Source organism: Clostridium sp. AM27-28 (assembly GCF_003480955.1).
Lineage (GTDB): Bacteria > Bacillota > Clostridia > Lachnospirales > Lachnospiraceae > Otoolea > Otoolea fessa.
In genome coordinates, this window is the sequence record NZ_QUJT01000005.1 from 151,794 (window position 1) to 167,350 (window position 15,557).

Here is a 15,557-nt window from a genome sequence, read left to right on the forward strand (position 1 = left end):
CAGAGGCTGGATGGCGCAGAGGAAATTCTCTGTTCATTAATAAAATACTATACAATAAGGAGATTGATTTTATGAAGGGCTTAATCAAGAAAGTTCGTGAGAACAAAAAAGGTTTCACACTGGCTGAGCTGCTGGTGGTTGTTGCGATCGTGGGTATCCTGGTTGCAATCTCGATTCCGGTATTTACGGCACAGCTGAGCAAGGCTAGAAAGGCTACAAATCAGGCAAACTTGAGAGCTGCGAAGGCGGCAGCGGTTGCGGAGTATTTAACTGATGATAAGGATACTTTTGCAAAAGCTACATATGATTATGATATTAGTACAGGTGTAGCAACAAAGCTTGGTGAGAATGCCACAAAAGCAGCAAGTTATGAAGTGGAGAATATGGACGCTGCGGTATCCTCAAAAAATAAATATGAGAAAATCAGTGTTGAAATTGAACCAACAAGTGGCACAAATAGTGATGACACCTTGAGCGGAGCAACAGTTAAATTATTTGCTGATAAGGAAAAAGGTTGATGAAGAATAAAACCACATACGTGGCAAAATGGATGGGGTTTTCCCATCCATTTTTGCTAAAAATATAAAAAGGTGTATTACTAAGGGGCAAGATAGCAGATGAAAAAGAAACAAGGCGGTTTCACACTGGCAGAACTTCTGGTAGTGGTAGCCATCGTAGGAATTCTGGTGGCGATCAGTATTCCGATTTTTACGGCACAGCGGAAAAAAGCGGTCATCGCAGCCAATCAGGCGAATGTCCGTGCGGCGAAGGCAGCGGCCGTGGCGATGCTGTATGGAAGCAAGGAAAGCCTGGAACGCTACGAGAACCAGCCGCAGAAGCAATACCGCTATTACCGGTACAATGTAAAAGAAGGAAAAATTGTCTGTCAGGCAGAGGGAGAGAACGCGCACATTGAGTATGCACAGGGAAGTGGAACAAAGAAGGTAAATGACCTGGGGCAGGAATACCGGAAGACGGCGATGGAAGCCAAGACACCGTGTACAGATATTCTGGTTTACATCGGAAATCCGGCGGCTAATCCATATGCGAATACGTCTCCGCTTCAGACCGCTCCTTTCTATGAGGGAAATGAAGTTGGGGGAACCAGCCAGAATCCATTTGGTCCAAAGCCGGGATTTGGCGCCAAATAAAAGAAATGAAATTGGGCGTTTTAAGATAAAGATAGCGTTTTACATATCTTGGAAGATATAAAATATTGGGGAGTTACAAACAGACAGAACATGGGTACGGACAGGAGATATTCCATTGATGCTGCATCAAACCACATTTTTAACAATTTACATTTTGATGATTACTTTTATTCTGGGCTGTGCGCTCGGAAGTTTTACAGACTGTCTGGCAGGGCGGATGTTAAACGGAACGTCCGTTTTGAAAGGGAGATCCCACTGTGATGCCTGCGGTCATGTGCTGGGAGTACTGGATTTGGTACCGCTTTTTTCACGGCTGTGCCTGCGGGGCAGGTGCCGTTATTGCGGAGCGAAGATCCCGGCGGAGGCATTCTGGACGGAACTTGTTTCAGGAATTGCATGCTGCCTGATTATGTACCGATACGATGTCTCGGTGCTGGCACTGCGGGGAATTCTGCTCTGGATGGTGCTTTTATGTCTGACACTCACAGATCTGCATGCGTGGATCATACCGGACCGGCTTCAGATAGCCGGAATCCTGATCTTTTTCGGCACGGCGCTGGGCTTACCGGAACCGGGAAGACAGATGCTGCGGGGAGTTCTGACCGGTGCCGGACTGGCTGTCAGTATGCTGGCACTTTCCCTGCTGTTTGACCGCCTGACCGGAAAAGAAAGCTTGGGGGGCGGCGATGTAAAACTTTTTTTTGTGACGGGACTGTATATGCGTTCCGCCTGGGAGGTATTATTTTTCCTGATTCTCAGCTGTGTGCTGGGAATTGCAGGTTCTGTCATCGGTCGGAGGGAGAAAATTCCGTTTGGGCCGGCGATTGCGGCGGCATGTTTTTGTATGCTGCTGTATGGAGATATATGGACACAATGGTATACAGGGCTCTTTTAAAGGGAGTGCAGAGATGAAGAATTGTTTAGGAATTGAGATTGGACATTACCGTATCAAGATTGCATATGCGGAAAATGGCGAGCTTCGCGAATTTATCAGCGAGCGGGTCGAGGGGATCGACCGGAACGATATGCGTCAATATGCGGATTTAATAAAGGATTTGTTGAAGGAGTATGCGATCCGCTGCCGGAACGTCGTGTTTGTCATCCGGCAGGAGGATGCGTATGTGCGGCGCTTTGAGCTGCCGCTGATGACGGAGGAACAGCTCCGGCTGAATCTTCCATATGAGTTCCATGATTATATCGGAAACGAGATGGATAAGTACGTCTTTGATTATGCGATGATCTATGCGGATCAGGAAAAAATGGATTTGATTGGTGCGGCGTGTACGAAAGAGCTGTCGCAGCAATTTGAAAAACTGGCCAAGATGGCACACTTGAAATTGGTCGGTCTGGTTCCGGCCGTGCTGGGACTGGAATGGATTCTGGAATATGCAGAAGAGAGAATGGCGGATGAGAAGAAGGCTTTGGAGACAAAGCTGAATGCAGAACCTCATAAAAAGGAAGAAAAAGAGAACGCAGAGGGGGCAGAAAAATCGGAAACTGTGAAAGACTATGCGATTCTCGATCTGGGAACCCAAGCATTGCGGATCCATTTCTTTCGCCAGGGGATCTATGATATTACCCGTACCATGGAGCCGGGCTGTGAGGAGATCGAGCAGATCCGTTTGGGAGATAAGAACAAGATGCAGGAACTGGGAATTGAGGTGGAGGAAGAAAACCGCGAGGAGACCGACAAAGAAAAGATGGCGGCCGTGCTGGAGGAGCAGTACCGGACCCGCGCCGTCCAGGTCATGCGAGTTTTGAACTTTTATAGCTTCAACAATGTGAATAATACGATCGACAGCCTCTATTATTGCGGCGGAGGCGCACGATACGGGGAATTGATTGATGCGCTGAAAGAAACGCTGGATCTGCCGGTGCGGAGTGTGGCGGAGCTTCTGCCGGAGGTCTCTTTGGATGAGGAAGACGAGTGGATCGACAGCCCACAGGCATACGGTGTATTACTTGCATAAGGAGGAAGAGCGGTGGCTGATTTAAAATCAATCGCGAATATGCAGATTGGCGGTCCGAAGTATCCGAAAAAACGGCGCATCAATCTGTATCAGAAGCGGACTAAAAAAGGGAAAATAGCGGCGGAGCTGGGCGCGTTTGCCGTTTTTATGGTTTTTGTCTACGGATTTTCGAGATTTGGCGTAATGCTTCCCCTGCAGGAGGCAGACCGGGCAGAGGCGGTTTATGCGGCGACAGAGAAGGAGCTTCGTACATTGGAGAAATCCAACGAGGTGTACGGTGAGGTCCTGGCAGAGTACGCGCATTATGGAAATGGGTATCTGAATGAGGAAGAGAGTAAGCTTCCGGACCGCCGGATGATGCTGGATTCCCTGAAATCACAGATTTTCCCGCTGACGGCAGTTTCGAGTGTTTCGATCACCTCGGATCAGATGTCATTGGAAGGAACCATTCCCAATGGTACACTCTTTTCGCAGCTGGTCCGTGATGCACAGGCGGATCCGAATGCGCGCTATGTGACCGCTTCGCTGGAGGAAACAGTGAAGAAAGATGGCGAAGAGAGAGCTCTGGCATCCTTGAAGCAGGTGGGAGTGTCAATGGCTGTATTTTTTAACGAACCAGAAGAGGGCAAAGAAAAATGAATTCGTTAGGGAAATATGTATTAACAAAAACACAGAAAATAGTGCTGCTGGTTGTAGTCTTTGCCCTGATCGCGGGCGGCTACTATGCCGGATTTTACCTGCCGGTGCAGAGGCGGATTGAGGCGGCGGACACGGCGGAGCTGGATGCCCAGATTCAGCTGGAGCAGATGAAAGCGATGCAGATCCGGCAGATGGAGGAAGAGATCGAGGAAAACAAGACATCGAATGCGCCGATGGTTCCGGCCTACAATCATTTCAAGACGGAGACGGAGGAGCTGAACCGTATTTTTGCGAATGCGTATGATTTTACTTTCCAGTATTCAGAGCCGCAGGTGGACGGAATGGAGATCCGCCGCGCGATGAATATTTCTTTTACGGCGGATTCGTTTGATCACGCTGTTTCGATGCTTCATGAGGTGGTCGAAGGACCGTACCGCTGTCTGATCGAGGATCTGAGCATTCAGGATGATAAAGATCTGGAAAATGAAGAGTTAGAGGATATCCGCATCCACTCAGTGGCGGTGGCGTTCCAGCTGACCTATTTTGAGACCCGATACGATGCGGAATCAGAAGAAGGTCTGGATCTGGAACCGGAGGAGACGCAGGCACCGTCGGGACTGGCGAATGCGGATGTGTCGAACCTGCAGCGTTCGGACCTTGAGACAGCGGCAGAGGCGGCGCTGGGAGAATAAAGCATGAAAAAAGCAGAGAACAGTGAAAAACACCCGGAAATCTGGAAGCGGGTTTTCAGCTGTATGAAAAATCAGGATGGCGCCAGCTTGATGGCGGCGCTCCTGTTTTTTGTGTTTTGCGGGGTAGGCGCGTCGATCATTCTGGCGTCCGCCTCTGCATCGGCTGGTAAGATCCGGAATCTTCCGGGAGAAGATCAGAAGCGGTATGCGGTGGACTCGGCGGCGGTATTTCTGCGGGATGAACTGCAGAAGACGGAAAATATAGTCAAGATCAAGGAAGTGATCGTGCATGACAGCCGGGAAGACGAGGAAAACGATGAGGATGATTTCTACTGCTACTACGTCGGCAGCCGGAAAAACACGGATAATGAGGCGTCGTGGCAGAAGTTCTATGGAACGGATTCGGGTTTGTCAAGCCCAGAGAGTGGGAATAGCGCGATTCTCGATTCACTGATCGTGGATATTTATAGAAATAATGAGTATCGGAAGCTGGCAGACAGGGACGATGCGTCGGAGGAAGAAATGGCGTACAAAGATTTTACCCTGTCAGTGAAGAAAGACGGAATGAGCGGGAACACGATTGATCCGTTAAAGACCAGTGTACGTCTGTGGATGACGGATGATTATAAAATCAAGGCGGTTATCTCAGATACAGTAATGGCGGATGACAGGAAGGAAGAGCGGTGCGAGAAACGGCTGGAGCTGGAAGCAGCACATAGCTTCGAGCGTAAGACGGTCACAGTACCGGGCGATGACGACGAATCGGACGACGACGATTCCTACACGATCACGACGACGACCATCATTACGACGATCCGCTGGCAGAACGGAACAATAGAGAAGGAGCTGCTGCAGAATGATAAGTAGAATGAAATGGGCAGCTGGAAGAAAGCTGCGTGCCAGTACGGGCGAGACACTGACAGAGGTACTGATATCGGTTCTTGTGATTGCACTGGGAATGACGATGTTTCTGAGTGCATTTCTGGCGTCCGGCAGGATGCTGCGGCAGGGCGAAGAGCAGATGGCGAGCTATTATGACAGCCGCAATCAGCTGGAGAACAACCGGACAGCGAAACAGGCGTCGGGCAGATATGTTCTGGAGCTGGAGGCATCTGGAACCGGCGGCATGAAGAAAAGCCTGGCGTCAAATGCCTACCAGACAGGCACACAGACGAATTACCGGACGGGACAGTATCCCATCGTGCTGTATGTGAGCCAGGCTGATTCGGATGCAGAAGAGGAAGAGGTAAACTTACAAGAGCTGCTTTACAGATACCGATAGAGGAGACAGAGATGGGACAGGAGAGATGTGAATGCCGCAGATGCAGAAATAGGCATTGCAGGCAGCAGAAACAGACGGCATCCAAGGGTCACCGGAAGCTCTTTTCAGTATGTCAGAAAAAACTCCGGTCACAGAACGGTATGACGCTGACGGAGCTTCTGGCGGCGATTGTGATTCTCGGTATGATCGGCACGGTGCTTGGAGGCGGCGTGATGATGGTAAAAAATGTTTACCAGAGGACGCAGGAACAGGCAGATGCAGAGCAGGCGCTGTCGCTCACGGCGCAGCTGATGACCGATGAATTTGCGAATGCGCTGGAAGTGAAAAATTCTGCCGGGACTTCCGCAACAGGAGAATTGGTAACACCTCTTTTGCGGAGTGGAAACAGCCACCTGTGGCTGCACTTCAGTGCGACAGACTGGTCTGGCACGGGCATTGAAAAATGGTATGGGGATTATACTTACGATGATGCGTATAATAAGATATCCTTGCTGACGCAGGCGGCGATTTCGGATGAATACTATACGGCATTTGACGGCTATACCTATTCGGAGGAGACAGCATGCTTTACGGTTCAAAATCTGGCGATCTACCGGAAAAAAGATACGATGGGAACCTCCCGGAAAGCGGTGGTAAAGCCGATTAACCTGACCGTGCGTGCAGTCAACCTGGATCAGAAATAAAATAAAAACTAACTGTTCAGCAGGTCTGCGCGTGACTGTGAAGGTACTGAACAGTTACAATAAAAAGAGGAACGAGGACAGATGGAGCAGAAGAGACAGAACAAACAGAAGAGAAGGGCGGCGTTTACACTGGCGGAATTTTTGACGGTGATTGCGATTGTCGGTATTCTTGCCAGTCTTTCTTTTGTTGCGGTGATTCATTACCAAAGAAAGCTCCGCCGTCTGGAGATGGATCAGACGGCGAAGGAGATCTTTCTGGCGGCGCAGAATCATCTGACACTGGAGGTCTCCAGTGGGACGATTCCGCGTCTGCTCCATATGGAGGCACAGGGGGAATTTTCAGACGATCAAAAGCAGGCAAAGCTGGGAATTTCGGTAGATAATACAGTGCTGGCGGAGGAGAAAGAGGGAAATATCTACGGGGTTCTCTATGTGCCGGAAAAACAGGCAGGGCAGCCTGAATCGGAACAAGAAGAGTCTGGCGGTGAGATGGCGCTGGCATCTGCGAATGTGACCGAGGAGATCCGGCAGCGCCTTCTTCCGTTTGGATCGATTGATGAGACCGTCCGTGGAGACGGGAGCTATCTTATTTTCTATGATCCGGAGGCAGGACTGGTCCGCGAGGTGTGGTATTCGGATCATTATCAGTTTGTGCAGACGGATATCGGAAGCGAGGCACTTATGGCGGCGGCGTCTGATGCCGGAAAACGGGAGCGGTTTACGGGAGCTAACTCCAATTATAAGGATCAGAAACTGCCGATCGGATATTACGCATCAGGAAATCTGGAAGTCCCGGAACTGCCGGTGGAGGAATTCGAGGCGCCGACAGTGAAACTGGTGAATGATGATATTTTATATGCAAAAATCGAGGATCCGAATAAAAATGAACATTCACTGAGTCTGTTTGTAAAGGGAGAAAAGAGCGGTACAACCGGATACATCGAGATCAATCCCCCGGGAACCAGCCGCTCGGCGCGTGTGGCGAAGGTGTCCGGAGCTTCGGGCAATTCGGATGGAACGTATCAGGTCATTCTGGATGACATAGCGGCACCAGCCGGCACGGGCACAAGTACAGGATTCAAATTTATGGATTTCAACCAGCCGGCACAGACGGATATGATATTTCAGCAGGATGAAAGAGGTTTTGCCTCCTTTATTCCGGACGAAAATATCTTTGTGTACGCGCAGGTTTTCAACAATGAAGCGCTTTCGCAGGTTAAGACGAGCAATATAGAATCCGGCAGCAGCCTCTTTGCATCGATCAGTACGGACCGAAGCGCGGAGATTGGCAGCTTCCGCCATCTGGAAAATCTGGATGAGCGGGTTTCAGGCTGGGATCCGGATCAGCTGTACACTGGGGCGGTGACTACATCCAAAACGGTTACGGCGATGCAGAATAGTGATCTGACCTGGAAAGCGGGAGAAAACATTGCGGACGAGAGCGGTTACTGCGGACATGTGGCGAAGCTGCATACGGCATTTGGCTCGAATTTTTTGAATCAGAATGCGGAAACCATCTCGATTGCCTACCGGGTGACGGATCAAACGAATGCAGATCGGACGAACCCGACGGCACAGGCATATACCACGGAGGCGGGAAGCTATCTTCCGCTTAGTCTGCCGTATCCACTGGACTATCAGGGAAATACATACCGGATCGATGGTCTGCAGGTAGGAAAAACGGCGGGAAGTTCAATCACAGCAGTAGATGGGACGGGTGGACTGTTTGGAACGGTAACACAGGATATGAGTGTTAAAAACCTGCTGATCTGCCAGCCGGTGGTCCGGACGAAGGCGAGTGCAGGCGCTTTGATTGGTGCGGTGACGCCGGGAACGGATTCCCGGGGAACTACGAATCTGGCAACGGTGAAAATTAAAAATGTGCAGATTGAATATCCGCAGGTACAGGCAGAGCAGACCGGCGCTTCTGCCGGTGCGTTGGTGGGCACATTTGAGGGCGTCACTCTGACCGTCCAGGATGCACTGGTGGAGAACCATTTCCGTGATAAGCTGGGAAGCAGCACAGAAAAAGCGGCAGATCTGAAGCAGGAGGAAGAAAGCAAATACCGGATCCGCGCTTTAAAGGGAACGGCGGGCAGCCTGATCGGCACGGCAAAGGGGGAAATTTCTCTGACCGACAGCGCAGCGGCACTCTATGTGGAAGGCATGTACGCCGGCGGTCTGGTCGGAACTGTTGAGAAAGCATCAACTGCAGCCGCCGCAAGCGGTCCCACGGTGCAGATTCAGAGCTGTTATGTCGGCGGTCATACAGCAAACAAGAAGTTTGACACATCCCAGAAACCGGGGAATGGGGCAAATGCCAATGCAGCCTTTGAGAATCTTACCGGACGTTATAATGTAGCGGCATATACCGGCGGATTCGCAGGAGGTCTCGCCGCACAGCTTCCGGCAGACAGTCAGATAGCGAATACATATGTGTCGGCGTCGGTGTATTCGCCGACGGCTGAGGAAAAATCGGATGAAACGGAGGATGGAAGCGGAACGGCAGCGGATGAAACAGAGAATCCGGCGCTGAAAGCACCTGCGTTTGTTGCGTTCTATGATTATGCAAATAGAACGGATGGAATGCTGCCGTCGGAGACGAGCGGTACGGGAACAAACAAAAAATCAGTTTATCCGGGCTGTTATGCGTGCAGTAAGGTGAATGAGAAGTATGTGCTCGCATACGCAGAAGAACTTTCAGAACTGTTTGGTGCTGAGGGAACGGGTGCAGACAGCAAGAATACATATCCGTATGATCCAGAATTAAAGAAAGCAGAGATACCGATTTATCCCATGCCGACGATCCAGAAGGTAGCGGAAAAACTTGCTGCGCAGAACGTATCAAAGGGATTGTCCTGGTTTCTGAATAACCATGTCGGGGACTGGGACAAGGAAGAGAACGAAGAGGCGCTGCATACTGGAAACAGGCTGTATATCGATTATGTCTCTCCGTCTCCGCTTGAAGAAAATCAGAGAATACATCTGATATTTTCGATTACCGGCGAATTGAGCCATAAAACGATGTGGTATGTTCTCCAAGTCAATACTGGTGATTTGCAGGAAGATACTCTGAGAAAGGGATCGAAATTTTGCTTTGTAGATACGGAAAGGAAAGCTGCCAGCTGTGCAGAAAATGAGGAAAATGGCAATTGGAACGGCTTTGATGAAAAAAACAGGGTAAATCGTTTTGAAATAGGCAAAACGAAAGATAAAAAGTTGAAATTGCGTTTCTATCTGGATGATTTATCACGTGAGGGTGGAAATTTCTGTAGTCTGGGTACCTGGGGAGGTTATCAGCCGGGCGGTTACATAAATGGAGAAAATGTTATCGTAAAATTGAGCGAGGATGGCTATCCGCCGACAGAAAATACAAAGCTCTCATACAAGTTCAACAGCTGCTTTGCCGATGTAATTGAACGAAATGGTGATGGAACGGATACCTATACGGTTAAGGTCGCCAATGGACGTCATCTGCAGAATCTGAATTTCTGCGGAGAAGGCTATGGTGGTTTAAAGATCACACGGGTCATTCAGACCGATAATATTCTCTGGCAGGAGGATGATTCGATTACCTCACAGACGGAAGCGTATTGTAAAGAGGTGAAAGATGCATACGGAAAGATGACGATCTACAGTCCGGGAAATTCCAAGTATGAAGGTGGAAGTTTCTGGCCGATTAACAACCCGGATATTATCTCTTATGATGCGGAGGTGGATGAGAAAGAAAAAGCAAAACTGGGTGAATGTTATACGATTGCAGGCTTAAAGATAACTCCTGTTGCCTGGAATGGTGCGGCTTTATTTCAGAAGACGGATCATCTGACGATATCAAACTTGAATCTGAAGGATCCGGACATTTCCTGTCAGGGGCAGAATACAGCAGGGCTGGTGGCGCAGGCAGGCACTTCGGCGGACAGCTATCTAACGATTAAAAATATCCATATATATGGAGAAGAATCCCGGATTTCTGGAACGCTGGCAACAGGCGCGGTGGTTGGAAGCACAAATAATGGCAGTCTGACACTTGAACATGTAGTTGTAGATGCACCGACGCTGCAAATAAGCGGAGGAAAAACCGGAGGCTTGATCGGGGAAGCAAAAGTAAGTGATTTAGTGATGAATCACGTATATGTTTCAGGAAAAAATGCACGGATACAGGGAACCGATGCTAGCGGAGGTCTGGTCGGCTTTGCCGAGAGCTCTGGTCAGATGAAGCTGCAAAACAGTTTCTTCTCTGGGTATGTGGATACAATTGGAATCGCTGGAGGTTTGTATGGATATCTGAAAAACAACCAGAATGGCGGAACTGCCGGGAAAGAATTCAGCATTGAAAACAGTTATGTCGGCGGACGGAACCGCCCTTACGGTTATACGGAAAGTGGTGCGAAGATGCTGTCAGATAGAAAAAATGTGTCAGGCGGCTGGTGTGCCGGAGGTCTGGTGGGATGGATGGATGGTCCGATTTCGGTAATACGGAGTTTCAGTGCAGCGGATGTGTGTGGAAAAACATATGATGCCATCGCAGGCGGTTTGTTTGGAAAATATGATTCTGCAAAACTGGTTCTTTCGAACTGCTATACAACAGGAAGTGTGAAAGCGGCTGGAACCTCAAGGTTCCTTGGATACTATATTGGTCAGTTGAACAATACCTGGTGGTGGGGACCAGGAGCCCAGCTGGAAGCTGGCATTCTTTCGGTCCCGGAAGAATGCTGGTATCTGCCAAAGTTAAGCGACGCAATCATCGGCGCACCTTATGTGGACAGCAGCTCTGTAAAGGACAGCTATTCCAGTATTACTAGGACGAGTGCCGCTGACCTGTCCTCCAAAACAGGCACAAATGGCGTTGATCAGACGATCGCAATAGATGATTCTCTGCAAGGAAAAGCATATCCATATCCAATTTGGACGATCTATGAACCAACAGCTTGGCAGACTGGCACACGCCTGTATGTGGGCGACTGGGATTAGGAAATTAAGAAAAATTAGAAAACGATCGAAAACTGGAAACAGGCGCTATTCCACATACCGGGCGGAATCATCAAATTTTTGCCCGGCAGGCAGGATAGCGCTTGTTTTTATCTCAGTCGAGAAGACTCCCACCTCTTCAGGTGGTGAGTAATAGCAAATTTGTCTCAGTGGGAGTTGGGTCTCCGACTGAGATAAACGCTCCGCGAGGATGCGCAGTGATTCTGCACAGAATAAGTGTTTTACTTGCATATAGGAATTTTCTGAACTGAAAATTCCGTACGATACAGCTCTGGCAGCAGATTTTGCCGATTTGGAATGCGAAGCATCGGCAAAATCCCGTTGCTGAGAACAGTATAAGTGAACAGCAACGAATATGTCAGCTTCGCTGACCAGAATCACGCGCCAAGTCTCACGGACGTTCGACTTGAAAAAATGCCGGATGGGCAATCAGCGAAATTCTCCAATTCCCTGATGTAAATGCAGACAAAATATGGTATGATATAAGGTACGAGATTTCGAACCGACGGAACTGTGGGAAGACAAAGCAGTTACCGGGACAGGATAATGAAACGGCAGGTGATAGGAATGAAAGAGAGAATTAACCGGCTGGCGAAGGGAATCATCGATTCGGAACAGCCGAAGATGACCTGGTCGCCTGAAAAGATAGACGAGACGCTGCGGATGAATACCCTGATGCAGAGAAATTTATGGATCGGGAGCGAAAATGGATTAAGTGTGAAGGGATTTGTGTATTCCTCAAACCTGCGGGTGCGGATTCCGGGGGATAACAATTCGTTTGGCGGACTCCGGTGCCGGATCGTATATGAAGTGGACACTTCGTTCCTGACGGCAGGCGACACGATCACAGGTTCTTTTTATCTGGTGACAAACTGCGGGGAAGAGGAGATTCCGTATGAGTTTCACGTCGAGGTGGCAGACGCCGGGAAGACTTTAGGTGATCTGAAAACGGCGGAAGATTTTCTGCACATCGCGGAAAATGATATGGAGACGGCGCTCCGGCTTTTGGAGTACCCGGATTTTGTGGAAGTGCCGTTTATGCAGGATCTGCATGTGCGCGCACTCTATGACGGCCTGAAGGGGCACGGCAGCCGGGCAAATTTTATGGAAGAATTTCTGGTTGGACTGGGCGTGAAAAAGCCGGTCGGTCTGACGATTCCGGGCAGGGCGCGCGTATATGCCGAGCTGGCTGAGAATGCCGAGGACACGATCGAGATCCGGATGGATAACTGGGGCAGTGTGTACCTGGAGGTGACGGCAGACGGCGAGTTCCTCCATCTGCCGAAGAAGAGTGCGACGCAGGCGGATTTTGAAGATGGTCTGCTCCGTCTTCCGGTACGGATTCTGGCGGAACGGCTGCATGCCGGAAAGAATTTCGGTGCCGTCCTGATTCACACTGCCAGAGAAACCGTGCGGATCCCGATCGAGGCATCGGCTGCCGATGCGGGCGGATGCGACCGGGCACATATGTCATTCCAGAAAGAGCTTGGAAATTATCTGACTGCCCGTCTGGCGTATGAAAATGGGATCGGCGGCCCGGAGGCGGTTCACCAGATGCAGCGGGAGCTGGATCTGATGAAAATGACGCACTATGACGCGGGACTGCGGCTTTTGCAGGCGGAATTATACCTTTTGACTGATCGGCGTGAGAAAGCGCAGACGATTTTAAAGGAGCTGCAGGATTCAGCGGCGCTTAAAATATCGGGCGACCGGAAGCTTAACTGCCTGTACCGCTATCTGTACGTGACGCTGACCGGCAATGCCGAGCAGAAGGACACTTTGATCCGCCTGCTGCAGCAGTATGCGTCGGAGGAGACGGGCAGCAGCCTGTTTTATTATCTGATGCTTCTGCGTCTGGATGAGGAACTGCAGAAAAATCCGGTTACGGTGCTGATCAGCATGGAGCAGGAGTTTAAGGATGGCTGTCACAGCCCATTCCTCTATGCGGCGGGACTGAAACTTCTGGAGAGTGATCCGCTCCTTTTAGACAATGCGGGCAATTTTGAGCTTCATGCCCTGTACTATGGGGCACGCCGGAAAATTATCAGCCGCGAGCTGGCACTGGCGGCGGTCCGGGTGATGCGTGCGTCCCGTTCGTACCGGGAGTTTTACAGACGCCTTTTGACGGAACTTTACGGGCTGTATCCGGAGACGGAGATTCTGGAGGCACTCTGTGCAATGCTGATCCGGGGAGACTGCCGGGAGACAGCCTGTTTTGAATGGTATAGCCGGGCGCTGGAGGCAGATTTGAGTCTGACGCGCCTGTATGAATATTATTTATATGCGATGCCGGAGAATTATGACCGCCTGATGTCGCGTGAGGTATTTTTATACTTTTCGTATTCGGCAAATTTGGATGCGGGGTCACTGGCGAAGCTTTATGCGAACCTTCTTACATATGGAACGCCGGATTCGGATATTTACCGGATGTACGAGCGGGCGATGGAAGAGTTTGCGGTGGATCAGCTTTTCAAGGAACGGATAGACGGTGCCCTGGCGGTCCTGTACCGGAAATTGATCTATCCGGAACTGATCGATACGCAGATGGCGCGTGTCCTGCCGGGGATTTTGAAATCCTGCCGGGTAGAATGCCGGGAACCGGCGATGAAATACGTGGTGGTGCGCCATGAGGAGCAGATGACGGAGGACGCGTATGTGCTGAACGAGGGCACGGCGTATGTGCCGCTGTTTTCGGAGCGCGATCTGGTTCTATTCCAGGATGAAAATGAGACGCGGTATGCGCGGGTAAATTGCGCCATCCAGCCGGTATTTACGGATATGGAGGAACTTTTACAGACCTGTTTTGAAATGAATCCGATGCATCCGTTCCTCTTTATGAATGCGTGTGCAAAAGCCTGCCGCAAGGAGGTGCTGACCGGGGACGATGCGATCCTTTTGGAGCACGCGGATCAGAAGATGGAGCTGCACCCGCTGTTTAGGGCAAAGGTGCTGTCAGCGATCGTGCGGTATTATAAGAGGATGGCGGATGGGATTGAGGATGCGAAAAAGGATGGAAGTGTTTCATACCTTCTGAGTCTTGACAAGGACCAGCTGACGCGGGATGAGAGAAACGGCGTCTGCGGGACGCTGATCCGGTGCGGGCATTTCAGCGAGGCGTATGAGATGGTGTGCCGGTATGGTCTAGAAGGTCTGCCGGTCAATCTGCTGCTGCGGCTTTGCGGGAGAATGCTGCTTCAAAATCTCTTTGACCGGGATGACCACCTGCTTTATCTGACCTGGTATGTCTTTGAACACGAGAAGCCGGACAGTGTGATTCTCGATTATCTCTGCGAACATTTCAACGGTACGGTGGATCAGATGTACCGCGTCCTGATGCAGGGGCTGCGGCTCCGGGTGGAGACGTACGATCTGGAGGAACGGCTGGTGGCGCAGATGCTCTTTACCGGCAATACAGCAAAGTTAGACCGGGTGTTCGAGCTTTATGCGTCACGCAAGAAAACAGGGGAAAATATCGTGCGCGCGTATTTCACGGTCAAGAGCGTGGAATATTTTCTGGAAAACCGTCCGACGGACGACAAGGTGTTCGCATTTTTGGAGGGTGCTGTGCAGGGAAGCTCTGATCGGGAGCGGATCCCGGATATTTATCTGCTGGCGCTGACAAAGTATTATGCGACGCTGCCGGAGCTTTCGGAGGAACAGCGGCGCCTATGCCAGTCGGTGGTGGATGTGCTTTTAGATGCGGGTATGATTTTTGCCTATTTTAAGGATCTGGCGCGGTTTATCCATATCCCGGGCAATATTTTAGATAAAGAAATCATCGAGTATCACGGAAACCGGGCGGTGCGCCCGTATCTGCGGCTGCGGATTCTGCCGCAGGAGGAAGAGTTCCACTATGAGGAAATGCGTCTCGTTTACCGGGATATTTACATCCGTGAAAAGGTGATTTTTGAGGGCGAGACGCTGGAATATCAGATCGAAGAGGAAGAGGACGGCGTCCGGAAGACGAAAGAAAAGGGAGAGATTTCCTGCCGGGAGATTCCGGGACGCAGCCGGGAAAGCCGGTTTGCGGCGCTCAATGAGATGAGTCTTTCTTTAAAGGTAAATAACGAGACGGCGCTTCGGGAAAAGATGCGGGAGTACCAGAAGAGAGATGCGGCGGTAAGCGCACTTTTCCCGATCGCCTGAGGAAA

The 15,557-nt window shown here is 50.4% G+C and carries 11 protein-coding genes; all 11 read left to right on the plus strand.

Annotation, left to right across the window (positions count from 1 at the left end):
* The first annotated feature begins 71 nt into the window (after positions 1-71).
* The 11 genes from DW720_RS07515 to DW720_RS07570 all read left to right on the plus strand — a co-directional run bounded on the left by DW720_RS07515 (position 72) and on the right by DW720_RS07570 (position 15,552).
* Entirely contained in the window at positions 72-518 is a 447-nt protein-coding gene (locus DW720_RS07515) for a prepilin-type N-terminal cleavage/methylation domain-containing protein (RefSeq protein ID WP_117795698.1), read from the plus strand.
* Between the two features lie 99 nt (positions 519-617).
* A complete protein-coding gene (locus tag DW720_RS07520; protein ID WP_118468771.1) occupies positions 618-1,151 on the plus strand; it encodes a type II secretion system protein in 534 nt (177 codons plus the stop codon).
* A 118-nt stretch (positions 1,152-1,269) separates the two neighbouring features.
* Positions 1,270-2,046 carry an A24 family peptidase gene (locus DW720_RS07525; RefSeq protein ID WP_107000047.1) on the plus strand — a complete coding sequence of 259 codons (777 nt, stop codon included), beginning with the start codon at positions 1,270-1,272 and terminating at the stop codon, positions 2,044-2,046.
* 13 nt (positions 2,047-2,059) lie between these two features.
* Positions 2,060-3,121 carry a pilus assembly protein PilM gene (locus tag DW720_RS07530; protein WP_182426172.1) on the plus strand — a complete coding sequence of 354 codons (1,062 nt, stop codon included), beginning with the start codon at positions 2,060-2,062 and terminating at the stop codon, positions 3,119-3,121.
* 12 nt (positions 3,122-3,133) lie between these two features.
* Entirely contained in the window at positions 3,134-3,760 is a 627-nt protein-coding gene (locus DW720_RS07535; RefSeq protein WP_118749455.1) for a hypothetical protein, read from the plus strand.
* Complete coding sequence (locus DW720_RS07540) at positions 3,757-4,452, plus strand: hypothetical protein (protein WP_118749456.1); 696 nt, start codon at positions 3,757-3,759, stop codon at positions 4,450-4,452. The genes DW720_RS07535 and DW720_RS07540 overlap by 4 nt, the downstream gene beginning before the upstream one ends.
* 3 nt (positions 4,453-4,455) lie before the next feature.
* Positions 4,456-5,319, plus strand: a complete 864-nt coding sequence (locus tag DW720_RS07545) for a hypothetical protein (protein ID WP_118749457.1) — start codon at positions 4,456-4,458, stop codon at positions 5,317-5,319.
* A complete protein-coding gene (locus tag DW720_RS07550; protein ID WP_146143891.1) occupies positions 5,309-5,734 on the plus strand; it encodes a hypothetical protein in 426 nt (141 codons plus the stop codon). Before DW720_RS07545 ends, DW720_RS07550 begins: the two co-directional genes overlap by 11 nt.
* A gap of 11 nt (positions 5,735-5,745) precedes the next feature.
* A complete protein-coding gene (locus DW720_RS07555) occupies positions 5,746-6,417 on the plus strand; it encodes a type II secretion system protein (RefSeq protein ID WP_117795685.1) in 672 nt (223 codons plus the stop codon).
* An 81-nt stretch (positions 6,418-6,498) separates the two neighbouring features.
* Positions 6,499-11,388 carry a prepilin-type N-terminal cleavage/methylation domain-containing protein gene (locus DW720_RS07560; protein ID WP_118749458.1) on the plus strand — a complete coding sequence of 1,630 codons (4,890 nt, stop codon included), beginning with the start codon at positions 6,499-6,501 and terminating at the stop codon, positions 11,386-11,388.
* A gap of 585 nt (positions 11,389-11,973) precedes the next feature.
* Positions 11,974-15,552 carry a DUF5717 family protein gene (locus tag DW720_RS07570; RefSeq protein ID WP_118742601.1) on the plus strand — a complete coding sequence of 1,193 codons (3,579 nt, stop codon included), beginning with the start codon at positions 11,974-11,976 and terminating at the stop codon, positions 15,550-15,552.
* Positions 15,553-15,557: the final 5 nt, after the last annotated feature.

What these genes read in the sequence shown, in the direction of transcription:
- DW720_RS07540 (WP_118749456.1), top strand. Translation starts at nt 3,757, where the DNA reads ATGAATTCGTTAGGGAAATATGTATTAACAAAAACACAGAAAATAGTG.
- DW720_RS07555 (WP_117795685.1), top strand. Translation starts at nt 5,746, where the DNA reads ATGGGACAGGAGAGATGTGAATGCCGCAGATGCAGAAATAGGCATTGC.
- DW720_RS07520 (WP_118468771.1), top strand. Translation starts at nt 618, where the DNA reads ATGAAAAAGAAACAAGGCGGTTTCACACTGGCAGAACTTCTGGTAGTG.
- DW720_RS07530 (WP_182426172.1), top strand. Translation starts at nt 2,060, where the DNA reads ATGAAGAATTGTTTAGGAATTGAGATTGGACATTACCGTATCAAGATT.
- DW720_RS07550 (WP_146143891.1), top strand. Translation starts at nt 5,309, where the DNA reads ATGATAAGTAGAATGAAATGGGCAGCTGGAAGAAAGCTGCGTGCCAGT.
- DW720_RS07570 (WP_118742601.1), top strand. Translation starts at nt 11,974, where the DNA reads ATGAAAGAGAGAATTAACCGGCTGGCGAAGGGAATCATCGATTCGGAA.
- DW720_RS07560 (WP_118749458.1), top strand. Translation starts at nt 6,499, where the DNA reads ATGGAGCAGAAGAGACAGAACAAACAGAAGAGAAGGGCGGCGTTTACA.
- DW720_RS07545 (WP_118749457.1), top strand. Translation starts at nt 4,456, where the DNA reads ATGAAAAAAGCAGAGAACAGTGAAAAACACCCGGAAATCTGGAAGCGG.
- DW720_RS07515 (WP_117795698.1), top strand. Translation starts at nt 72, where the DNA reads ATGAAGGGCTTAATCAAGAAAGTTCGTGAGAACAAAAAAGGTTTCACA.
- DW720_RS07525 (WP_107000047.1), top strand. Translation starts at nt 1,270, where the DNA reads ATGCTGCATCAAACCACATTTTTAACAATTTACATTTTGATGATTACT.